Source organism: Roseivivax halodurans JCM 10272 (genome assembly GCF_000521785.1).
GTDB lineage: Bacteria > Pseudomonadota > Alphaproteobacteria > Rhodobacterales > Rhodobacteraceae > Roseivivax > Roseivivax halodurans.
Genome location: NZ_JALZ01000007.1, coordinates 104,385 through 126,111, shown reverse-complemented (window position 1 = coordinate 126,111; position 21,727 = coordinate 104,385). Strand labels below are relative to the sequence as shown.

At 67.1% G+C, this 21,727-nt stretch carries 20 protein-coding genes and 1 pseudogene; 8 read left to right on the top strand and 13 right to left on the bottom strand.

The annotated features are described in order from the left end of the window. Positions 1 to 4: 4 nt before the first annotated feature. Both OCH239_RS08855 and OCH239_RS08850 read right to left on the bottom strand, forming a co-directional pair. Entirely contained in the window at positions 5 to 385 is a 381-nt protein-coding gene (locus OCH239_RS08855; RefSeq protein WP_037261233.1) for a hypothetical protein, read from the bottom strand. A 9-nt stretch (positions 386 to 394) separates the two neighbouring features. Continuing rightward, on the bottom strand, positions 395 to 961 hold the full coding sequence (locus OCH239_RS08850; protein WP_037261230.1) for a flagellar basal body-associated FliL family protein: 567 nt from the start codon (positions 959 to 961) through the stop codon (positions 395 to 397). Positions 962 to 1,057: 96 nt separating this feature from the next. Between OCH239_RS08850 and fliF the strand changes: the two are divergent. The 6 genes and pseudogenes from fliF to glpK all read left to right on the top strand — a co-directional run bounded on the left by fliF (position 1,058) and on the right by glpK (position 7,680). Beyond that, positions 1,058 to 2,691: pseudogene (gene fliF / locus OCH239_RS08845) on the top strand (flagellar basal-body MS-ring/collar protein FliF). Next, positions 2,688 to 3,302, top strand: a complete 615-nt coding sequence (locus OCH239_RS08840) for a FliH/SctL family protein (RefSeq protein WP_051489386.1) — start codon at positions 2,688 to 2,690, stop codon at positions 3,300 to 3,302. The pseudogene fliF and the gene OCH239_RS08840 overlap by 4 nt, the downstream one beginning before the upstream one ends. Further along, entirely contained in the window at positions 3,295 to 3,597 is a 303-nt protein-coding gene (locus tag OCH239_RS08835) for a FliM/FliN family flagellar motor switch protein (protein ID WP_037261227.1), read from the top strand. The genes OCH239_RS08840 and OCH239_RS08835 overlap by 8 nt, the downstream gene beginning before the upstream one ends. A gap of 170 nt (positions 3,598 to 3,767) precedes the next feature. After that, a complete protein-coding gene (gene fliP, locus OCH239_RS08830; protein ID WP_051489385.1) occupies positions 3,768 to 4,460 on the top strand; it encodes a flagellar type III secretion system pore protein FliP in 693 nt (230 codons plus the stop codon). Positions 4,461 to 4,562: 102 nt separating this feature from the next. Further along, the gene (gene glpD, locus OCH239_RS08825; protein ID WP_037261224.1) at positions 4,563 to 6,155 is read left to right on the top strand and encodes a glycerol-3-phosphate dehydrogenase; all 1,593 of its coding nucleotides are present in this window, start codon (positions 4,563 to 4,565) and stop codon (positions 6,153 to 6,155) included. Between the two features lie 37 nt (positions 6,156 to 6,192). Beyond that, a complete protein-coding gene (gene glpK, locus OCH239_RS08820; protein ID WP_037261221.1) occupies positions 6,193 to 7,680 on the top strand; it encodes a glycerol kinase GlpK in 1,488 nt (495 codons plus the stop codon). A 100-nt stretch (positions 7,681 to 7,780) separates the two neighbouring features. Here the strand turns inward: glpK and OCH239_RS08815 are convergent, their stop codons facing one another. From OCH239_RS08815 to OCH239_RS21675, 11 genes are all read right to left on the bottom strand, one after another. Then, complete coding sequence (locus tag OCH239_RS08815; protein ID WP_037261219.1) at positions 7,781 to 9,157, bottom strand: aspartate aminotransferase family protein; 1,377 nt, start codon at positions 9,155 to 9,157, stop codon at positions 7,781 to 7,783. An 80-nt stretch (positions 9,158 to 9,237) separates the two neighbouring features. Beyond that, a complete protein-coding gene (locus tag OCH239_RS08810; protein WP_157577832.1) occupies positions 9,238 to 10,722 on the bottom strand; it encodes an NAD-dependent succinate-semialdehyde dehydrogenase in 1,485 nt (494 codons plus the stop codon). Positions 10,723 to 10,900: 178 nt separating this feature from the next. Next, positions 10,901 to 11,383 carry an Lrp/AsnC family transcriptional regulator gene (locus tag OCH239_RS08805; RefSeq protein WP_037261217.1) on the bottom strand — a complete coding sequence of 161 codons (483 nt, stop codon included), beginning with the start codon at positions 11,381 to 11,383 and terminating at the stop codon, positions 10,901 to 10,903. A gap of 7 nt (positions 11,384 to 11,390) precedes the next feature. Continuing rightward, positions 11,391 to 12,371: a cyclodeaminase gene (locus OCH239_RS08800; RefSeq protein ID WP_037261213.1), complete on the bottom strand. Its 981-nt coding sequence runs from the start codon at positions 12,369 to 12,371 to the stop codon at positions 11,391 to 11,393. Then, positions 12,361 to 13,365, bottom strand: coding sequence for a hydroxyectoine utilization dehydratase EutB (gene eutB, locus OCH239_RS08795; protein WP_037261210.1), 1,005 nt, complete (start codon positions 13,363 to 13,365; stop codon positions 12,361 to 12,363). Before eutB ends, OCH239_RS08800 begins: the two co-directional genes overlap by 11 nt. Before the next feature lie 130 nt (positions 13,366 to 13,495). Next, entirely contained in the window at positions 13,496 to 14,026 is a 531-nt protein-coding gene (gene idi, locus OCH239_RS08790) for an isopentenyl-diphosphate Delta-isomerase (protein WP_037261207.1), read from the bottom strand. After that, on the bottom strand, positions 14,023 to 15,195 hold the full coding sequence (locus tag OCH239_RS08785; RefSeq protein ID WP_037261204.1) for a geranylgeranyl diphosphate reductase: 1,173 nt from the start codon (positions 15,193 to 15,195) through the stop codon (positions 14,023 to 14,025). The genes idi and OCH239_RS08785 overlap by 4 nt, the downstream gene beginning before the upstream one ends. Positions 15,196 to 15,197: 2 nt before the next feature. Further along, positions 15,198 to 16,478: a BCD family MFS transporter gene (locus tag OCH239_RS08780; RefSeq protein WP_037261200.1), complete on the bottom strand. Its 1,281-nt coding sequence runs from the start codon at positions 16,476 to 16,478 to the stop codon at positions 15,198 to 15,200. A 1-nt stretch (position 16,479) separates the two neighbouring features. Further along, entirely contained in the window at positions 16,480 to 17,376 is an 897-nt protein-coding gene (gene chlG / locus OCH239_RS08775) for a chlorophyll synthase ChlG (protein WP_037261197.1), read from the bottom strand. Positions 17,377 to 17,424: 48 nt separating this feature from the next. Next, positions 17,425 to 18,822: a transcriptional regulator PpsR gene (gene ppsR / locus OCH239_RS08770; protein ID WP_037261442.1), complete on the bottom strand. Its 1,398-nt coding sequence runs from the start codon at positions 18,820 to 18,822 to the stop codon at positions 17,425 to 17,427. Positions 18,823 to 18,846: 24 nt separating this feature from the next. Continuing rightward, the gene (locus OCH239_RS21675) at positions 18,847 to 19,653 is read right to left on the bottom strand and encodes a hypothetical protein (protein ID WP_157577831.1); all 807 of its coding nucleotides are present in this window, start codon (positions 19,651 to 19,653) and stop codon (positions 18,847 to 18,849) included. A gap of 243 nt (positions 19,654 to 19,896) precedes the next feature. Between OCH239_RS21675 and bchF the strand changes: the two genes are divergently transcribed. Beyond that, positions 19,897 to 20,382, top strand: coding sequence for a 2-vinyl bacteriochlorophyllide hydratase (bchF, locus tag OCH239_RS08760; RefSeq protein WP_037261435.1), 486 nt, complete (start codon positions 19,897 to 19,899; stop codon positions 20,380 to 20,382). Then, a complete protein-coding gene (locus OCH239_RS08755) occupies positions 20,379 to 21,683 on the top strand; it encodes a ferredoxin:protochlorophyllide reductase (ATP-dependent) subunit N (RefSeq protein ID WP_037261195.1) in 1,305 nt (434 codons plus the stop codon). Before bchF ends, OCH239_RS08755 begins: the two co-directional genes overlap by 4 nt. Positions 21,684 to 21,727: the final 44 nt, after the last annotated feature.

The following is a 21,727-nucleotide window of genomic DNA, read 5'->3' as shown; positions in this document are numbered from 1 at the left end:
CTGATCATCCAGCGGTACCCGCTCGCGCACGCCGAGAGAAGACCGGCCCCATCGGTGGATCCTCGGTCTTCCGGGGTGCGGGATCGACGGGAGCGGCAGGTCCGGGCAGATCGTGCATGGACGCCACCAGCAGCTCGAGCCGCCGCGCGACGTCTTCGGCACGCCCGGTCAGTTCCTCGAGCGAACTTTCCGACGTGCCGGCGGCCTCGCGCGCTGCGGACAATGTCCTGGACAGATCGTCCACCTGCGCGGAGAGCACCGCCACGGCGCCGCCGACGCCGTTCTCGAGATCGGTAAAGCGGGTCAGGCGGCGCGCCAGCACGAAGCAGTAAAAGCCTGCGCCGAGCGCACCGGTCACCAGCAGAATGTCTGCGATCAGATCCATGACGCCTCCTCAGGTCAGAACGAATTCCAGCACGAGCAGGTCGCGCATCTTCTCGCGGCCGAGCACCAGTTGCACCCGGCGGGTCAATTGGGCGCGGATCACGAGCAGCGCGTCTCGCGCCTCTATGTCCGAGGCCGAAAGCGCGCGCAGGTAGCCGTTCATGGCGTCGAGCACCCGCGGGGTCATGGCAGACACCTCTTCCGCATATTGCGCGGGAACCTCGAGCGTGGCGCGGAACCGCAGATGTGTGGTCTGGGCGCCGGGAATCATGGAAATCACCAGCGGCGGAAGTTCGACAAAGGCGAACTCACCCAACGTCACCGGACCGCTCCCGGCGTGAGCGTCGCCATGGCCTGCATCGGTCGCGTGTCCGTCGTCCTTCGCAGGCGTGTCGTGACCGTCACTTCCGTGCGTTTCGCCGGCCTTCTGACCCCCGTCGCCCCCGGACAGCAGCATCCCCGAGCTCACCGCGAAATAGCCACCGCCGCCGCCGGCCAGCGCCAGGACGAGTCCCAGGATCAAGGGCATCTTCGATGCCTTCCGCGGAGCTTCGGCCTCGGCGGTCGCGTCGCTCATCGTTTCACTCCCCGTGTCGGTGCACCGGGGTCATAAACCCAAACCAGCTAACCGTTTCTTAAACGCGTTCGTCCCAAAGTCCGCTCACGCCGCAGAATGCCGGCGCAAGATTCGGGGGCACTTTTGCAGCACCTTCTGTCTGTTTGGAACGCGCTCAGTCTGCAGCGCCGCATTGTCGTGACGGCGGCCACACTGGTGATGTTCGGCGCCGTGCTGGCGCTGTCCCGCATGGCCGCTTCACCCGCGATGGATCTGCTCTACGCTGGCCTCGACGCCCCGGCTTCCGGAGAGGTCGTCGAGGCGCTCGAGGCGCGCGGCGTGCAGTACGAGGTGCGCGGGGGCGCGATCTTCGTGCCGGCCGCCGAACGGGACGCGCTGCGCATGACCCTCGCCGGAGAGGGGCTCCCGGCCAATGGCGCGGCGGGCTACGAATTGCTCGACGGGCTGACCGGCTTCGGGACAACATCGCAGATGTTCGACGCCGCGTATTGGCGCGCAAAGGAGGGCGAGCTTGCCCGCACGATCGTCGCGGCCCCGCATGTGGCCGCGGCCCGGGTTCACATCGCGACCAGCAGCGCCAATCCGTTCCGCCGGGAGGCAACACATCCGCCTCCGTCTCCGTCACCGGCGAGACCGGAGCGCTCAATGCCGCCCAGGCGCGCGCGATCCGCTATCTTGTGGCATCGGCGGTTCCGGGTCTGGGACCCGATGACGTCGCCGTGATCGACAGCCGGGATGGCCTTCTGGGCGTCGAGGGCGAGGGTGTCGGAGCCGGGGCGGAGGATCGGGCGGCGGCGCTGCGCGAACGGGTGCAGCGGCTCGTCGAGGCGCGGGTCGGAATGGGCAACGCCGTGGTCGAGGTCAGCGTAGAGACGGAAACCGACAGCGAGGAGATCCGTGAGCGCAGCTTCGATCCGGAAGGCCGGGTGGCTATCAGTTCGGACACCGAAGAGCGGATCGAACAGAACGAGGAGCAAGGCGCAGGTGACGTGACCGTCGCCTCGAACCTGCCCGATGGCGAAGCCGGAGGTGGAGACAGTTCGAAATCGAGCGAGAACACCACGCGGGAGCGGGTAAACTACGAGGTGTCCGAGACCACACGCCAGATCGTTCGCGCAGCCGGCGCGGTCAAGCGCCTGAGCGTCGCGGTTCTCGTGAACGGAACTTTCGAGACAGCTGCCGACGGCACGTCGACCTTCGTTCCGCTCCCCGAGGAGCAGCAGACGGCGCTCCGCGAACTCGTCGCGTCGGCGGTCGGCTTCGACGAGGCGCGCGGGGACACGATCACCTTGCGCTCGCTGCCCTTCGAGCGGCCGGACGGGCTCGGCACGGCTGCCGAAGCGCCAGGCCTCTTCGCTGCGGTCCGCCTGGATCCGATGCAGCTCATCCAGCTTTCGGTCCTCGCGGTGGTGGCACTGATCCTCGGTCTCTTCGTCGTCCGGCCGGTTCTGGCAGGCGGCGGCGTCGCCGCCCTTCCGGCCCCCGGGCCGGCGGACGACGATCTGCCCAGCTTCGCGGTTGCCGAAGCGCTCACCGGTGTGGTCGACGACGCGCCCGGCTTTCCGGGGCTGCCGGCGCTTGCCTCCGGTGGGACGGGCGGCTTCGAGATTCCGGCGGACATCGGCGGCGAGGATCCCGTCGAGCGCTTGCGTGGTCTCATTGACGAGCGACGCGACGAGGCCGTGCAGATCCTCAGAAGCTGGCTCGACGAACCGGAGCGGGTCGAATGAGTGGCCTTGCGTCTTTCATGCCCGATTTCGGTGCGGCGCAGTCCGATCGAACCGCGGGTCCGGCGATCGACGACGCGGTGTTGGAAGCTCGGGAAGCGAAGGCCTACGAACAGGGCTATCGCGCCGGTTGGTCCGATGCGGTCGACGCCCAAAGCGCGGATGGAAAGCGGCTGACCGCCGAGGTCGCGCAAAATCTCCGGGACCTCTCCTTCACCTATCACGAGGCGTATAGCCACGTCCTGCGCGCCATGACGCCGCTTCTCGAGGATATCGTCGACAAGGTGGTTCCCGCGGCGCTGGGCGACGGGCTCGCCGCGCATGTCGTTTCGGAACTTCAGGCGAGGGCGGGCACGCTCGGCGCAATGTCCGTTACCATCGCCGTGGCGCCCGAACAGCTCCCGCTGGTCGAGCCGTTGGTTCTGCGCGACGTGGGTTTTGCGGTGGACGTGATCGCCGATGGAGCGCTTTCCGAGGGGCAGGCCGACATCCGTCTGGCCGACAGCGAGGAGCGCATCGACCTGTCCGACATCGCCGACGGGATCCGCGCCGCAGTCGCGACACTTGCGAATGCCGGCACATTGACCAGCGAAGGACGCTTTGCCCATGGATGACGCGACCGCAGCCGCCACGCTTTCCGCGGTACCCCGCGCCGACACCAACCCGCTTGCCGCGGTGCCGATCGAGATCACCGTCGCGGTGGGACGGGCGCGGCCCCTGATCCGCGACCTCCTCCAGCTCGACGAAGGATCGGTCCTCGTTCTCGACCGTCAGCTCGACGACCCCGTGGAGCTTTACGTCGGGGATCGCATGATCGGGATCGGGGCTCTCGAGGTGGTCGAGGAGAATGGCCAGAGCCGTCTCGCCGTGCGCCTGACCGAGGTCGCGGACCTCAAGGCTCCGGTCTGATCATGCTGCACCGGATCGGCGGATCCGTGTTGGCCAGGGTCAAAGAGAGCCGCTCTACCGTCGCGCCGAAGAGCTGCGTCCCAGAACCCGCGGGCGCGTTGAAGCGGAGCTTCGGTGCAGGGAGCGCCGCCGGCCCAATCGCTGGTGTCTTGCTAGCGGCGCTGTTGCTGATGGCCGGTGCGTTGCCTGCAACGGCACAGGAAATCTCGATCGATCTCGGCGGCGGAGGCTCGGTCGCCGGAACGACACTTCAGCTCCTCGCGCTTGTCACCCTGCTGAGCCTCGCGCCCGGCATCGCGATCATGATCACCTGTTTTCCGTTTATGGTGACCGTGCTTGCGATCCTGCGGCAGGCGATCGGATTGCAGCAATCGCCGCCCTCGATGCTCATTGTCAGCCTGGCGCTGTTCCTGACCTATTTCGTGATGGAGCCGGTGTTCACCGAGGCCTACAACGCAGGTATCGCGCCGCTGCTCGCCGACGACATGGCCGTCGCGGAGGCGATAGAGGCCGCGCTCGGTCCGTTCCGCGATTTCATGGCCGGGCGCGTCGATCCGGGTACGTTCACGGCGATGGCAGAGCTCCGCCCCGACGCCGCCGGCCTCGCGCTCACGCCGGAGGCGCCGCTGTCGGTCCTGATCCCGAGCTTCATGCTCTCCGAGATCGCCCGCGCCTTCCAGATCGGCTTTCTGGTCTTCATGCCGTTCCTGATCATCGATCTCGTCGTCGCGGCCGTGCTGATGGCGATGGGCATGATGATGGTCCCGCCCGCCATCGTGTCGCTGCCCTTCAAGCTGGCCTTCTTCGTGCTCGCCGACGGCTGGTCCCTGCTCGCCGGAAGCCTCGTGCGCAGCTATTTCTGAGCCCTTACCGTCAATCTATGCGCGCCTTTCCGCGCTTGCCCTTTCACCGCACGCCCTATGCTCGTATCCCACGCGCGACGTCAGACTTGAGCGGGGACGATCATGGCACATGAAACGGAGTTCGACCTCTTCGTCATCGGCGGCGGGATCAACGGCTGCGGCATCGCCCGCGACGCTCAGGGCCGGGGCCTGAATGTCGGGCTCGCGGAAATGAACGATCTCGCGTCGGCGACATCCTCGGCCTCGACAAAGCTTTTCCACGGTGGCCTGCGGTATCTCGAGTATTTCGAGGTCCGCCTCGTGCGGGAAAGCCTGATCGAACGCGAGACCCTCATGCGCGCCATGCCGCACATCTCGTGGCCGATGCGGTTCGTCCTCCCGTTCCATCCCTCCATGCGGTTCGAGAGCTCGACGCCCACCTCGCGGATCCTGAACACCGTCATGCCGTGGATGAAGGGTCGCCGTCCCGCATGGCTGATCCGTCTCGGGCTTCTCATGTACGACAATCTCGGCGGCCGGAAGATCCTGCCGGGAACGAAGACCCTCGATCTCCGCCACGCCCCTGAAGGCGCGCCGCTGAAGGACAAGTTCGAGAAGGCGTTCGAATACAGCGATTGCTGGGTTCAGGACAGCCGTCTGGTCGTTCTCAACGCCCGCGATGCCGAAGCCCGCGGCGCGACGATCATGACGCGCACGAAGGTGATTTCCGCCGAGCGAGACGGCGAGGGGTGGCGCATCGAGCTCGAGGACCGGTCGAGCGGGGAGACGCGGACCGTCAGTGCCAGGATGCTGGTGAACGCCTCGGGCCCCTGGGCGGGCGACGTGATCCGCACCAAGATCCGATCGAACTCGACCGAGAGCGTTCGCCTTGTCCGCGGTAGCCACATCGTGACCCGGAAACTCTACGATCACGACAAGTGCTATTTCTTCCAGGGCACGGACGGCCGGATCATCTTCTCGATCCCTTACGAGCAGGACTTCACGCTGATCGGCACCACCGACAGCGAGCAGGACGATCCCGACCGCCGTCCCGAATGCACGCCCGAGGAGCGCGACTACCTGCTGAACTTCGCGAACAACTATTTCAAGCGGGAGCTGACCGCGGACGACGTCGTCTGGTCCTATTCCGGCGTCCGGCCGCTCTACGACGAGGGTGGCGGGTCGGCGACGGCGGCGACGCGCGACTACACGCTCAAGGTCGACGATGCCGGCGGCGCGCCGGTTCTCAACATCTTCGGCGGCAAGATCACGACCTATCGCCGGCTCGCCGAAAGCGCGCTCGAGAAGATCTCGCCCTATTTCGACGGCCTCGAGGGTCCGTGGACGGCCGGCGTCACCCTGCCCGGCGGCGATTTCGAGGTTCAGGAGGCAGCCGCCAAGATCGACGGCCTCGCCTCGGATTACCCCTTCCTCGGCGAGAAGTGGGCAACCCGGCTCATCCGCCACTATGGCACCGAGGCGTGGGACATCCTAGGTGATGCGACCTCTGCCGACGATCTTGGCCGGGACTTCGGTCACACCCTGACCGAGGCGGAAGTGGCCTGGCTCATGGACCGCGAATGGGCTGAGACGGCGGAGGATGTCGTCTTCCGCCGGACGCGGCTCGGCATCCGCATGTCCGAGGCCGAGATTGCGGCTCTGGGAACTTGGATGCAGGATGCTCGCGGGGCTGCGCGCGCGAACGCCGCGCAGTAAGGCCCGAATATCAAGGGACCAAAAGGGAGGAGAGCCGATGCGATACGTCCTCGCCATCGATCAGGGCACCACGTCGAGCCGGGCGATCCTGTTCGACGAGAATCTGGCCATCACGGCCGTCGCGCAGGAGGAATTCGCCCAGCACTATCCGGCAAGCGGCTGGGTCGAGCACGACATCTCGGACCTCTGGACGACCGTCGCCGCAACCTGCCGCGGCGTGATCGAGAAGGCGGGCATCCGTCCCTCGGACATCGCCTCCATCGGCATCACCAACCAGCGCGAGACGGTCTGCGTCTGGGACCGCGAGACCGGCCAGCCGGTGCGCCGCGCCATCGTATGGCAGGACCGCCGCACGGCGCCCATCACAAACGCGCTGAAGGAAGACGGTCACGAGGACATGGTGACCGACCGCACCGGCCTTCTTCTCGATCCCTACTTCTCGGGCTCGAAGCTCAAATGGATCCTCGACGAGACGGAGGGCGCCCGCGAGAAGGCGCGCGAGGGCAAGCTGCTCTTCGGCACGGTGGACAGTTTCCTGATTTGGAAGCTCACTGGCGGTGAGAGCCATGTCACCGACGCGACCAACGCTTGCCGCACGATGCTTTACGACATCCACAAGGGGCGCTGGTCGAGCTCGATTGCGGAGCTTCTGGACATCCCCATGGAGATGCTGCCCGAGGTGCGCGATTGCGCCTCGGAGTTCGGGACGACGCGCCCGGACCTCTTCGGCCGCGAGATCCCGATCCTCGGCGTCGCCGGCGATCAGCAGGCGGCCACCATCGGTCAGGCCTGCTTCCAGCCGGGCATGCTGAAATCGACCTACGGAACGGGATGCTTTGCACTTCTCAATATCGGATCGAAACCCGTACGCTCGGAGAACCGCCTCCTGACCACGATCGCCTACCAGATGGACGGCAGACCGACCTATGCCCTCGAGGGATCGATCTTCGTCGCCGGCGCCGTCGTGCAATGGCTCCGTGACGGATTGCGGATCATCCGCGAGGCGCAGGAAACGCAGCCGCTGGCGGAACGGGCGGACGAGGGACAGAACGTCGTTCTTGTGCCCGCCTTCACCGGCCTCGGCGCGCCTTACTGGAACGCTGAATGCCGCGGCGCGATCTTCGGCCTCACGCGCAATTCGGGACCCGAGGAATTCGCCAAGGCCGCGCTCGAAAGCGTCGGGTTCCAGACACGCGACCTCATCGAGGCGATGCATGCGGACTGGACCACGGAGGGCGGCGAGCGGACCCTGCGCGTCGACGGCGGCATGAGCGCCTCGGATTACGCGATGCAGTTCCTGTCGGACATCATCGGCGCGCCGGTGGACCGGCCGAGGGTGCTCGAGACGACGGCGATGGGCGCCGCCTGGCTCGCAGGGATGAAGGCCGGTGTCTATCCGGATATGGACGGCTTTGCGGACATGTGGGAGCGGGAGCGCGAATTCAGGCCCGCGATGGACGACGACACGCGCGACAGGAAATACACGGCGTGGAAACGCGCGGTCGAGGCAGCGCAGGTCTTCTGACCGCCTCGCCTCCTTCTTCTTGGCAAAAATACTCCGGGGAGCGCGAGGGGCTGGCCCCTCGCATCCGCCGGCCCGCCGCGAGAGCGGGCCGGCGCAGGTCTCATGACCAGTCGAACAGCTTCGATGCCGCCTTGGCGGTCTTCTCGGCGATCTCGTCCGCCTCGCCTTCGGTCAGGCAGAAGGGCGGGGCGAAGCCGAGGATATCGCCCTGCGGCATGGCCCGCGCGATGATGCCGTCGTCGAGCAGGAGCCCCGAGAGCAGAGCGCCGATCTTGTCGGAGGCGTCGAAGAACTCGCGGGTCTCGCGGTCCTTCACGAACTCGACCGCGCAGAGCATGCCCTCGCCGCGGACCTCGCCCACATGCGGATGGTCCGCCAGCGCCTCGCCCATGACCTTGTTGAGATAGGCCCCGGTTTTGCCCGCATTGGTCACGAGATCGAGCGTGTCGAGCAGCTTGAGGTTCGCGACGCCCGCCGCAGCCCCGATCGGGTGCGCCGAGTAGGTCCAGCCGTGACCGATGGGCCCGTTCTCATCCGTGCCCTGCTCGAGCACCGCCCACACCTTGTCCGAGATGATTGAGCCGGAAAGAGGCGCGTAAGCCGATGTGAGGCCCTTTGCGATCGTCATGATGTCCGGCTTGATGCCGTAATGGTCCGAGCCGAACATCGAGCCCGTTCGCCCGAAGCCGGTGACGACTTCGTCGGCGATCAGCAGGATGTCGTGCTTGTCGAGCACCTTCTGGATCGCGTCCCAGTAGCCGGCGGGCGGCGGCACGATGCCCCCGGTGCCGAGCACCGGCTCGCCGATGAAGGCGGCGATGGTGTCGGCGCCCTCGCGCTCGATCAGCGCTTCGAGTTCCGATGCGCAGTGCTGGACGAAGTCGTCCTCGCTCATCGAGAGGTCGTCGCGGCGGAAATAATAGGGCGCCTCGGTGTGGATCACCTGGTTCAGCGGCAGGTCGAACTTCTGGTGGAAGAGGTGCAGGCCGGTGAGCGAGCCCGACATCAGGCCCGAGCCGTGATAGCCGCGCCAGCGCGAGATGATCTTCTTCTTCTCGGGGCGTCCGAGGATGTTGTTGTAGTACCAGACCAGCTTGATGTTGGTCTCGTTCGCGTCCGAGCCCGAGAGGCCGAAATAGACTTTCGACATGTTCGAGGGCGCGCGGTCGAGGATCATCTTCGACAGCGTGATCGACGCCTCGGTGCCGTGGCCCACATAGGCGTGGTAATAGGCGAGCTCCCGGGCCTGGTCGGCGATCGCCTCGGCGATCTCCTGGCGGCCGTAGCCCACATTGACGCAGTAGAGGCCGGCGAAGGCGTCGAGCAGCTTCGTGCCGTCGCGGGTCTCTATATGGCAGCCGTCACCGGTCTGGATCACGCGCTGCGGGGCGTTGCCGCGCGCGAATTCGGCGAGGTGGGTCGAGGGGTGGAAGAAGTTCTCCCGGTCCCATTCTTCGAGCATGTCGTTCTTGAGCATCGCTCAAACTCCTTCCTATTGTCCGGTGCCTCCGCCACGAGCGGCGGTGAGGGGCTAGGGGTCATGGACGCGGCGGGCGGTCAGCCCCAGTCGCGGCACACGTACTTGATCTCGGTGAAGGCCTCGAGGCCCTGGCGCGCGCCTTCGCGGCCGAGGCCCGACTGCTTCATGCCGCCGAACGGGATCGGCGCGCCGGTCACCTTGGTGCGGTTCACCGCCACCATGCCGAAGTTGAGGGCCTTGGTCGCGCGGTAGATCCGCTTGGGGTCCTTGCTGTGCACGTAGGCGACGAGGCCGTACTCGGTGTCGTTCGCGCGGCGCAGGACCTCTTCCTCGGTGTCGAAGGGCACGAGCGCCGCGACCGGGCCGAAGGTCTCCTCGTGAAGGATCGCCGCACCCTCGGGTACGTCCGCCAGAACGGTGGGTTGAAAGAAAAGCGAGCCTGCCGCATGGCGCTTGCCGCCGCAGAGAAGGCGCGCACCCTTGTCGAGCGCGTCCTTCACGTGCTCTTCCTGCTTGGCCACCGCCTTTTCGTTCATCAGCGGGCCGATGTCGGGGTCGTCCATCCCGATGCCGACGCTCAGCGCCTTGGTGGCTTCGGCGAATTTCTCGACGAAGCCGTCGTAGACCGCGCGCTCGATGAAGATACGGTTGGCACCGAGGCAATCCTGCCCGGACGTGGCGAACTTGGCCTTCATCGTCTCGACGACCGCCTTCTCCATGTCCGCGCCCTTGAAGACGATGACAGGTGCGTGGCCGCCAAGTTCCATGATCAGCGCCTTCACGGTACCTGCGCATTGCTTGTAGAGAAGCCGGCCGACTTCGGTGGAGCCGGTGAAGGACAGCGCCCGGACGCGCGCGTCCTGCGTCCAGGGCTCGACGATCTCGGGAGCGATGCCGGTGACGACGTTGAAGACGCCCGGCGGCAGCCCGGCACGCTCGGCCAGCTCGGCGAGTGCCAGCGCCGAGAACGGCGTCTCGGCCGAGGGATGCGCGACCACGGTGCAGCCGGCAGCGAGCGCTGCGGCGGCCTTGCGGGTCAGCATCGCGGCGGGGAAGTTCCAAGGCGTGATCAGCGCCGCGACGCCCATCGGCTCGCGCCAAAGCTCGACCTCCGCGTCGGGCAGGTGTGATGTCACGCCCTCGATGTTCGGACGGCGGGTTTCCTCGGCGTAGAACTCTATGAAATCGGCGGCGTAGTCGATCTCGCCGCGCGCCTCGGAGATCGGCTTGCCCTGCTCGAGCACCATAATCCGCGCGAGGTCTTCCTTGTGCTCCTTCATCAGCTCGTACCAGCGGCGGAGAAGCCGCGCGCGCTCTTGCGGCAGGCTTTGCGACCAGCTTCCGAAGGCCTCGTGCGCGGCGTCGACCGCGGCGCGGGATTCCTCGCCCGAGAGCTGCGCGACTTCGCCCAGCCATTCGCCGTCGGCGGGGTTGGTGACGGCAAAGGCCTCTCCCGATGCGGCGCCCTGCCACTTTCCGTTCACGTAGGAGAAGTTGCGAACGAGCCGCGGATCCTCGAGATCCGAGAGGGGGGATTTCGGGAAGGTGCGGTGCATGGTCATGCGATCCTCCGTGTGCGCTGCTGCCCGACATATGACGCGTCGCGGCCAGCGAAGGGGACCAAAGATCGGGTCGCCCGCAGTGGAATCCTCTGGCTTTGCCGCGTCCGGCAGACCGGATCGCCTGTTTCGCAAGGGTGGGCATTCTCGGACGAGCGCGCCGGCAGACGATGTTTCGGGCTCAGCCGTCTTGCGCAAGGAGCGAGATCGGCAGGCCGTGTGCCTCCTTCACCCGTTTCGTGACGATGTAGGTGTAGTAGCGCGAGAGCCCGATCCGCGCCTCGAGAAGGTGGTCGATCAGGCGCTGATAGGCGTCGATATCCCGGGCGATCACCTGCATGAGATAATCGAAGCCGCCGCCGAGCGCCCAGACCCAGGTGATCTCCTCGTGCGCCTGAACGGCCTCCTCGAAGACCCGGAAATCGGACGCCTTGTGGGTGTCGAGCTCCACCGCGACGAAGACGGTGACATGGGCGCCGAAGGCGCGCAGCGAGATCCGTGCGCCATAGCCTTCGATGATGCCGGCCTTCTCGAGCTTCTTGAGTCGCTCCCAGCAGGGAGTCGGCGAGAGGCCTACGCGGGCCGCCAACTCCGCCTTTGTGATACGCCCCTCCGCCGACAGCGTCCGCAAGATCTCGAGGTCGCGCGCGTCGAGGCGGAGCATCTTACAGTCAAGCCTTCACGAGCGTGCCGGCATCGCCGAGCCGCGCCGCGACATGGGACGCGATCGCCGTGTCCTGCGCGCCCGTGCCGGTAAGGTCGGCGATGGTTATGTCGGAGGGGCCGTTGCGCCCCTTCGCGCCGGTGACGATCTCGCCGAGCTCCGGTGGCGTCCCGGTCATGAGGCCTGCGGCTCGGGCGGCACGAAGCTCCCCGAGGATCTCGGTCTGGCTTACCCGGTCGGCGACGTAGAGGTCGGCGCGGGCGAGCGCCTCGGGCGCGATCTCGTTCTTGCCTTCCTGATCGGAGCCCATCGCGGTGATGTGCAACTCGGGATGCAGCCACTCCGCCTGAATGATTGGCTCGCGCGCGGGCGTGGTGGTGACGACGAGTTGCGAGCGCGCGACCAGCGTCTCGGGACCCGTGCAGATCTCGGCCTCGACGCCGAGCGCGGCTTTCAAATCGGCTGCGCAGGAGGCTGCCTTTTCGGGGTCGCGGCCCCAAACCAGCACGCGCTCGAAGGGTCGCACGAGATGCGCTGCCTGCATCTGGAGCCGGGCCTGAACGCCAGTGCCGATGACGCCAGCCGTGGTAACCTCGGACGGCGCGAGGTGGCGCGCGGCGACCGCCCCGGCAGCGGCGGTGCGGATGTCGGTCAGGTAGCCATTGTCGAGGAACACCGCCTGAACAAGGCCGGTCCTGGCCGAGAACAGGATCATGAGGCCATTGAGGGAGGGCAGTCCGAGCGACGGGTTGTCGAAGAAGCCCGGCGAGACCTTGATGGCGAACCCGTCGAAGCCGGGAATGTAGGCCGTCTTGACGTCCACCTCGCCGTTCACCTGCTCGAGCGCCATGGACAGAACCGGCGGCATGACCACCTCACCACCCGCAAGGGCGACGAAGGCCTGCTCGATGACGTCCACGAGCGCGGTGTCGAGCGAGACCACCTCGCGCAGTTCGGCCTCGGTCAGGATGCGGATGTCATGTGCCATACTTGTGTCCCTCGATATGCGTGTCGCCGAGCTGCACGTCCCGTCCCGAAATCACCTGCGCCAGAACGCGCATGTCGAGATTGCGGCCAGTGAGGATTGTGCCGGTCGGGCCGGTGAGGTCCAGCTTGCCGCTCTCGACGGCCGCGATCCCGACGACGCAGGCGCCCTCGGCCACCATCCGTTCCTCGTAGTAGAGCGTCTGGAGCGCGCGGTAGACTTCCGCTTCGGAGACGAGGATGACGTCGTCCAGCAGGTCGCGGCACATCGGGAAGCTGAACCGGTTGTCCATGCCGATCCCGCCACCGAGGCTGTCCGCGAGGCTCTCGGGCTCCTCGATCTCGACCGGGTGACCGGCCTGAAGGCTGGCATACATCGCCGCGCCCCGGTCCATCGAGATCCCGATCACGCGGATGTCCGGCTTGATTGCCTTCGCCGCCGCCGCGATGCCCGCAGCGAGGCCGCCCCCCGAGAGCGGCACGAGCAGTGCCTCGAGCTCGGGCCGCTGGTACAGCATCTCGAGGCCGATCGTGCCCTGACCCGCGATGACATGCGCGTCGTCGAAGGGCGAGATCATGGCAAATCCCTCCTCCTCGGCGAGCCGGACGCTTTCGGCAAATGCGGCGTCCTGCGTGCGGCCGTGAATGTGCACGTCGGCGCCGAGCGCGCGGATCCCGTCGACCTTGGGGGCGGGCACGAGTTCCGACATGCAGACCACGGCGCGCATGCCCTTCTCCCGGGCGGCAAAGGCGACCCCGCGCCCGTGATTGCCGGTCGAGCAGCAGGTCACGCCGCGTGTCCCCTCGGGCAGGTTCGCGACCGCATTGAGCGCGCCGCGCAGCTTGAACGCACCTATCGGCTGGGCGAGTTCGAGCTTCAGCCAGAACGGATGGCCGTAGGCTTGTTCCATGTGGACGGACGGCACCATCGGCGTCGCGTCGGCGCGACCCCGGATGGTGTTGGCGGCGGAAAGGATGTCGGCGAGGGTCACGGTCATGCCCGGGACTATGAGGCGCGCCGGGGCGGAAGGAAACCCGGCGCGCGGGACTTCCTGCCATCCGGCCCGATAGGTGATGCCGTCGGAGCCTCCGGCGGGAGTATTTTCGCCAAGAAGAAGAGGCGGTCCGTCAGGTCAGCAGGCCGGCGGGAAAGATCCGCGCGGCATGGTCCTCGAGGTAGATCCGGAGCCAGGGCGTGTAGGGGGCGGGATTGCGCGCCACGTCCTCGCGGAGGTCGTCGAGCGGCATCCAGGCGGTCTCCATCACCTCGGCGGGGTCGGGGGCGAGGCTCAGGTCGCGGGGCGCATCGGCAGTGAAGAGGTCAACCACCTCGTGCTCGATGAGCCCGTCGCCCACCGGCGCGCGGTATTCGACGATGTCCCGGTGCGTGAGCGGCAGCCCCTCGATCCCGAGCTCCTCGAAGAGCCGACGGCGCGCGCAGATCTCGGGCGCTTCACCCCAGTGCGGATGCGTGCAGCAAGTGTTCGCCCAGAGGCCCGGGGTGTGGTACTTTCCCGCGGCCCGTCGCTGCAGAAGCACGGCGTCGCCATCGAGCACGAAGACAGACACCGCCTTGTGGCGCAGGCCCTTCTGGTGCGCCTCGAGCTTCTCGACGGGGGTGAGGACGCCGTCCACCCAGGCGGGGATGGCGATCGTCATGTGTAGGTCTCTGAGACAAGGCCGGTCAGGTGGGCGATGTTCTTCATGCCGATCTTCAGATGCGCCATCGGGCGGGCGCGGACGAGTTTCTTGTTCATGTAGGCCTCGAAGGTCAGGCGCTGCACGTCGACGTCGTGGCATAGCGACACGAAGCGCTCGCGGCGTTCGTCCGACCTGTAATAGGCGTTCTGCATGGAGGCCAGAACCCGGAACACGGTCTTGTGCTCCTTCATGAAGAGCTTGCGCGCCAGCTTGAGGTCGGCGGCGCGCCCGGTGGTCAGGCAGGCGGCGCAGGCCGAGGCTGCTGCCCGGCCGGCGATCATCGCGTAATAGATGCCCTCGCCCGAGGAGGGGGCGACGACGCCCGACGCGTCTCCCGCGAGCACAACGTCGCGGCCGTTGTCCCAGCGGTCGAGCGGACGGAGCGGGATCGGCGCGCCTTCCTTGCGCAGCGTCTCGCACTGGGCGAGGCCGGTCTGGCGGCGCAGGTCGACCGTCGCGGCCTTGAGGTCGATGCCGCGGTTCTCGGTGCCCATGCCGACGCTGACGGTGTCGCCGTGCGGAAACACCCAGCCGTAGAAATCCGGGCTGATGCGACCGTCGTAGATCACGTCGCAGCGGGCCGGATCGTAACCGGCTGCTGAGGGCGCCGCGATGATCTCGTGATAGGCGAAGACGTAAGGGATGTTCTCGGCGCCCGGAACCTCGGCCTTGCCGACACGGGAATTGGCCCCGTCAGCACCGACGATCAGCCGCGTCGGGAGCGCATCCTCCTCTCCCGTCGCCTTGTCGCGGAAGACGACCTCGGTGCCGTGCGTCCGATCGACCCTGAGGAACGTTCCGGTGAACCGCGTCACGCCTGCCGCCTCGGCACGGGCGCGCAGGAACGGGTCGAAATCCTTGCGGTCGACCATTCCGACGAACCCGTTCTCGACCGGGATGTCCACGTGCCGCCCGGAGGGCGAGACCATGCGGGCGGTGGTGATCTTGGCGAGAAGCTGATCCTCGCCGATGTCGAAGTCGCGCATCAGGCGCGGTGGAATTGCCCCGCCGCAGGGCTTGATCCGGCCCTCGCGGTCGAGAAGCGCGACCTTGTATCCGGAGCGGGCGAGATCCTCGGCTGCGGTGGCACCGCAGGGACCTCCTCCGACGACGACGACATCGAACATGCTCAAACTCCCGGTTGCAGGACGGGGGCGCGGGGCCGCCCTTCCATGATGACGAGCGCCATGACGGCGGCGGCGACGAAGAGCGCCGCCTCGATTGTGAAGACGGTTCCGAAGGCGGAAGCATCGCCGGTGATCTTGCGCATCGCGTCGACCGCCGCGGCGCCGGTGAGGCCGCCCGCGCCTGCCGCGATTGCCTGCGCCGCGCCCCAGAGGCCCATGCGTGTCCCCTCGCGCGACTCGCGGCCGTCGCCGGCGAGCTGCATCATCGACCCGATGGCCGAGACCGCGAACATGCCGTTGAAGAAGCCGAGCATGATGGCGGAGGGCACGATCGGCCCGCCCGGCCCCGTCGGCCCGATCCCGGCGAGGATCAGGAGCGCGGCAGCCGAGCCGAGGCACCCGGCCGCGACCCATGTCCGCAGGCTGCCGATGCGCAGGCCGGTGGCGACGATCCCGACGGTCAGCATTCCGGCGAAGACGCCGCCGTTCTGCGCTCCGGCAAGCTGTGTCGACTGCCCCGGCGTGAAGTCGAAGACGAGGCCCGCGTAGGGCTCGAGAATGAGTTCCTGCATAAAATAGGCGATCATCGACAGGAAGAGGAAGATCGTGAAGTTGCGCGCTTTCCGCTCGGTCCACACGTCGCGAAGCGCGTCCAAGAAGGGCGGGGGCTGCGCCTCGGGGATTGCGGTCACTCCGCGCTCGACACCCCAGACCGCGGCGATGGTGAGCGCCAGCATCGCCGTTCCGGTCGCGGTGACGATGGTGAGAAGGCGGGACGGCGAATAGGGATCGAGGAGGCCGCCCACCACGCCCGCGGTGACGGCGATGCCGAAGATCATCATGAGCCAGGTGATCGTGGCGGCCGCGGCGCGGCGGTGGGGTGCCGTCGCGGTGGCGAGGAGCGCGAGCAGCGATGTGCCGGAGGCGCCGACGCCGAGCCCGATCAGGGCGTAGGCGCCCATCGATATGACCAGGCCGGACCAGAACGCCGTCTTCAGCACGACCACGCCGAGCGCGGCGCCGATCCCGCCGAGCGCGAGAATCGCCATGCCGCCGACGATCCAGACCGTCCGGTTGCCGAGCGTGTCGGAGCGGAAGCCCCAATGGGGCCGGGTGATCTGTACCCCATAGTGGAGCGCGACGAGAAAGCCGGGAAGCGTCGCCGGTAGTGCCAGCTCGACCACCATGAGCCGATTGAGCGTAGAGGTGGTGAGGACGACAATCGCGCCGAGGGCGAGCTGGACGAGGCCGAGCCGGACGATGGAGAGCCACGAGAGTGTCACCTCAGAGCCCCCTCAGCGCGACAGCGGCGATCATCATCCCGCTGACGTAGAAGAGCACGCCCGTGCCGTTGTACCATGGCGCCTTGGCGCGCGGATCGCGCAGCATGACGCGCATCGCCCAGGCTTGGCCCACGAGCAGCGATGCGATGGCGGCGGCGTGGACTGGGAGATCCCAGAGCGCCAGTGCGGCGATCACGGCGAGCTGCGGCAGCGTCATGACGATGCATGCCACGCGGGCCGCGCGTTCGGGACCGAGCGTGACGGGGAGGGAATTCACGCCGGTCTGGCGGTCGCCCTCGAGCGCCTTGAAATCGTTGAGGGTCATGATCCCGTGCGCGCCGATCCCGTAGAGCAGCGCGATCAGGATGACCTGCGGGGAGGGGGCTCCGGCGCTCAGAACGGCCGCCCCGGTGAACCAGGGAAGGGTTTCGTAGGAGAGGCCGACGAGGCCCGGGCCCCAGACGCCCGAGCGCTTGAGCCGCACAGGTTCCGCGGAATATGCCCAGGCGGCAATCACGCCGAGACAGGTCGCACCGAACCCCCACGGGCCGAGCGCCGAGCCGAGCCCCAGCGCCAGCACCGACATCGCGAGCGCGACCCAAAGTCCCCATCGCCCGGGGACGCGGCCCGACGGAATCGGGCGGTCCGGCTCGTTGATCGCGTCGACGTGACGGTCGCACCAGTCGTTTGCCGCCTGGCTCATCCCGCAGACCACGGGCCCGGCGAGGATCATGCCGAGGATCACGAGCGGCCATGCCGACAGGGGGGAGGCACTCGACGCGACAACCCCGCAGAGATAGGCCCAGACGGGGGGAAACCATGTCACGGGCTTGATCAGCCGCAGGAGCGCCGCGGGATCCGGATACCGTCGAGGTTGTAAACTTGAGCTGACACTCATGTGTCAACTAGACACACGAATGCGAGTCGGCGCAAGACTTTCGGCGGTTCAGGCCTCGGTGCCCGTGTTGCGATCGAGGAGGTCGTACTTGCGCAGCTTCACATAGAGGCTCTGGCGCGACAGGCCGAGCATCTCTGCGGCCGCAACGCGGTTGTTGCGCGTGAGACTCACCGCCGTCTCGATGCACATCTTCTCGACGACTTCCGTAGTCTCGGCCACGATCTCTTTCAGCGTGGCCGATCCGACCAGCTCCATCACCGATCGGGCATTGTCGGCTGCGCCGTTCGGTTGCGCGCCGCGCAGCGCTTCGCTCCGGCTCGCGTCACGGATGAGATAGGCCAGAACCGGGTTCGAGCGGTCGTTGAGATAGGTCACCGAGATCTCGACCGGGGTCGCGCCCCCGAGCTCGGTCAGAAGCTTGGTGGCGTAGAGCCGCATCTGCCCCGCCCGGCGCGCATTTTCCACGATGACGTTCAGATCGACACGCCCGCGGCCGAAATAGGACGAGATGTTCTGTGCCTTCACTTCCGCGACCTGGGCGGCGTTCAGCAGATCGAGGAAGGCGTCGTTGCAGGACAGGATCTCGCCGCGAAGGTCGGTGAAGAGGATCGCGTCGGCGGTGCGTTCGAACATCACGCCGAGGTCTCGGGCGAGGCCGGCCGGCGTCTCCAGGCTGTCCGCCCGTGCGTTCAGGCGGCAGAGGAGCGAGCGTTCGCCCGCGGCCCGGAACATCTGCGCCGACAGCTCGACCTCGCGCCCGGATCGGCGGGCCGTCATCTTGAGGCTGCGCTCCGTGTCGCTGCCGGCCGCGTCCATCAGGCGGTCCATCATCTCGGCCCGGTCGCAATCGTCGAACTCCGCGGCGAGCCCCTGCCCGACGAGGCTCTCGCGCGTGCCGCCGAGGATCGACGCCGCGGGTTCGTTGAGATCGCTGATCGTGCCGTCGGATGCGGAGGCGAAGATGATCGGATCGTGCACCGACCGCAGCAGCAGGCGGTAGCGTGCATCGTATTCGCGCCGGGCCTCGTATCCCTGTTCGAGGGACATCTGGGCCTGAACGAGCTGTGCCTGCGTCTCCGCAACCGCCGAGAGATCCCGGCCGAGCATGAGGAATCCGCCTTCCGGGTGAGGTATCAGAGTGTATCGGACCGGCAGCTCGCGTCCGTGGGGCAGGATATGGTTGAGCTCGATCGGACGGCGCGGCGGCGCTCCGTCGATCAGGGCGGATCGCGCGGCGTTGAATTTGGCCTGACTTTCCCCCGTCAGGCTCTCCGCCACCGGGCGTCCGCTACAGTCGGGCAACCGCATTTCTGCGGCCTGCATGGGTGTGACCATCATCTCCGTCACGGTACCGTCGTCCGCAACGCGCAGCGAAAGGTCGGAAGCCGCGGCAACCACCGATGCGAGATAGGACGCATCGATTCCGTCTGAGACTGTGTCGCGCATACGCGGCTTCGGAGCATTGCTCATCTATCGCACCATAATGGTTCCGGCGGCGAGCGCCTCCTGCCGAAGCAGGGCGGCCCGGATATCGTTCGTGACGAGATCCACGCCTGTGAATTGTGTCAGGTTGTCCTGACGGTCGAGGACGGCGCCCCCTAAAACTGTCAACCCGGCGGACGCGCTTGTGTTCCGCAGCACTGATACCAATCGCGTCACGAAGGCAAGGAGCTCGGGCCGAGGGCAGGCGAACATGATGAGATCATAGGGATCTTTCTGCAGGGTGCTCAGGAACGTCGCCTCATCGGGGCCGAACATGAGCCGCACCGACAGGCCGTGCCGGCGCAATTGCGCCGCAGCGACATGGATCCCAAGCGTATGTGTCTCTCCCGGCGGCAGGATGAGGAGGGCGGAGCGAGTCTCGGTCCCATATCTCGTCTCGGATATGGCGGGCGGTGCCATCTGTGCCACCAGACCCTGCAGGCGGGATGTCGCTATCGAGACGCTCGCAAAGCCGAGCTCGTCGCTGAGCCAAAGTGCGCCAAGAGTCCTTGCCGCCTCCGGAATGCAGGTGCCCAGCAGGGAGGTATCCGGAAGCGGGAGGGCCCGCAGGCGCGCCAGCACGTCGGACGGGGAGAAGCCGGGAGCACGCGCCGCTTCGAGCAAGTACCGCGTCGCCGTGCCCTCGCGCTTCACGACGCGCTCGCCGAGGCGCCCGTTCAGAAGTGAGACAACGGTCCCGGCGAGCGAGGCAATATCGGCCCGGTCGTCCGGTGCGATCGTCATCTGGGTCATGCGCATCACCTTCTGCCGGTTGTGGCCGGGGGTCGCGGGCACGATGGTCCGTCCGCGACCCGGTCAACGTGAGTGTGTCAGCTTAGCAAAGCGCTCGCCAGTGCGAGCGTCAATTTGATCTGACAAGTCTACTTTACGCAGTCTCTCCGCATAAAGCATTAAATGTTAAAAGCTTACATGATTCTGGGTGAGCTTCGGCGGTTTCGATGTGAATAGTGTAAGTTTAGATTGACACATTTTCCCGTGCGGAGCTACGCTTTTCCCATGCGTCACACGGAATCGCCCATGTCATCAGCGACCCCCACCGGAGCGCGGCCGGCATCGCCCCTCTACAGCCCCGCGGAACGCGCGCGGCGGGACGCGACGGTCTGGACCCTGGTCCAGGGCGTGCTCGCGCCGCTGCAGTTCCTCGTCTTCCTGGCTTCGCTGACGCTCGTCCTCCGCTATCTCTGGAGCGGCGAGGGGCTCGAGGCGGCAACGCTGTCGATCGTGGTCAAAACCGGCATCCTCTATCTGATCATGATCACGGGCGCGATCTGGGAGAAGGTCGTCTTCGGTCAGTGGCTCTTCGCACCAGCCTTCTTCTGGGAGGACGTTTTCTCCTTCCTCGTGATCGGATTGCACAGCGCCTATCTCTGGCTGCTCCTCGCCGGAGCGGATCCGCTCACCCAGATGGCGGTCGCATTGGCGGCCTACGCCGCCTATGCCGTCAACGCGACGCAGTTCCTGCTCAAGCTCCGGGCGGCGCGCCGGATGGAGGCGCCGGCATGACCGACCGCTTCGCGCCTCCCGCCACCGCCGGCTGCCGCACCGCCCCCGTTCTGAAGGAGCGCGGCCAGCACGAGGTGTTCTGCGGGCTGACCGGGATCATCTGGCTTCACCGCAAGATGCAGGACGCGTTCTTCCTCGTGGTCGGCAGCCGCACCTGCGCGCATCTTCTGCAATCCGCCGCCGGGGTCATGATCTTCGCCGAGCCGCGCTTCGCCACCGCCATTCTCGAAGAGACCGACCTCGCCGGCCTCGCCGACGCGCAGGACGAGCTCGACCGGGTGGCGAGCGAGCTTCTCGCCCGCCGCCCGGACATCCGCCAGCTCTTCCTCGTGGGATCCTGCCCGTCCGAGGTCATCAAGCTCGACCTCGCCAAGGCCGCAGAGAGATTGTCGGCGGCACACGCCCCGAACGTCCGGGTGCTGAACTATTCCGGCAGCGGCATCGAGACGACCTTCACCCAAGGCGAGGACGCCTGTCTCGCCGCGATGGTCCCGAGCCTTCCCGAAGCCACGGCCGAGGAACTGCTGATCGTCGGCGCACTGCCGGACGTGGTCGAGGCGCAGGCTTTGGACCTTCTGGAGCGCATCGGGGTCGGCCCGGTGCGCGTGCTGCCGGCTCCGCGCGCCTCTGACCAGTTCGGCGTTGGCCCGGGAACGCGGATCGCGCTCGTCCAGCCCTTCCTCGGCGACACGCTTGCCGCACTCGAGCGCCGCGGCGCCTGCCACATCGCGGCGCCTCTGCCGTTCGGCGAGGAGGGCACGACCCTCTGGCTCAAGGCGATCGCGGCCGAGTTCGGCATCGCACCGTCGGTCGTGGACACGGTGACCGAGGCGCCGCGCGCCCGCGCTCGCAAGGCTGTCGCCCAGGCTGCGGACATCCTGCGCGGCAAGCGCATCTTCCTCTTCCCCGACAGCCAGCTCGAGATCCCGCTCGCGCGCTTCCTGACCCGCGAATGCGGAATGGAGGCGGTCGAGATCGGCACGCCCTTCCTGCACCGCCGCATCATGGCGCCCGAGCTCGACCTCCTCGCGGAAGGTCCCGTGATTTCCGAGGGGCAGGACGTGGACAAACAGCTCGCTCGCCTGCGCGCGGCGCGGCCCGACCTGACGGTCTGCGGCCTCGGTCTCGCCAACCCGCTCGAAGCCGAGGGCCTGACCACGAAGTGGGCGATCGAACTCGTCTTCACCCCGGTGCATTTCTACGAACAGGCGGGCGATCTCGCCGGCCTCTTCTCCCGCCCGCTCCGCCGCCGCGACACGCTGAAAGTGGGGCCGCATGATGCCGCTCTCGCTTCTTCTTGACGGAAATATCCCGGGGGTCCGGGGGCAGAGCCCCCGGCGCGCGC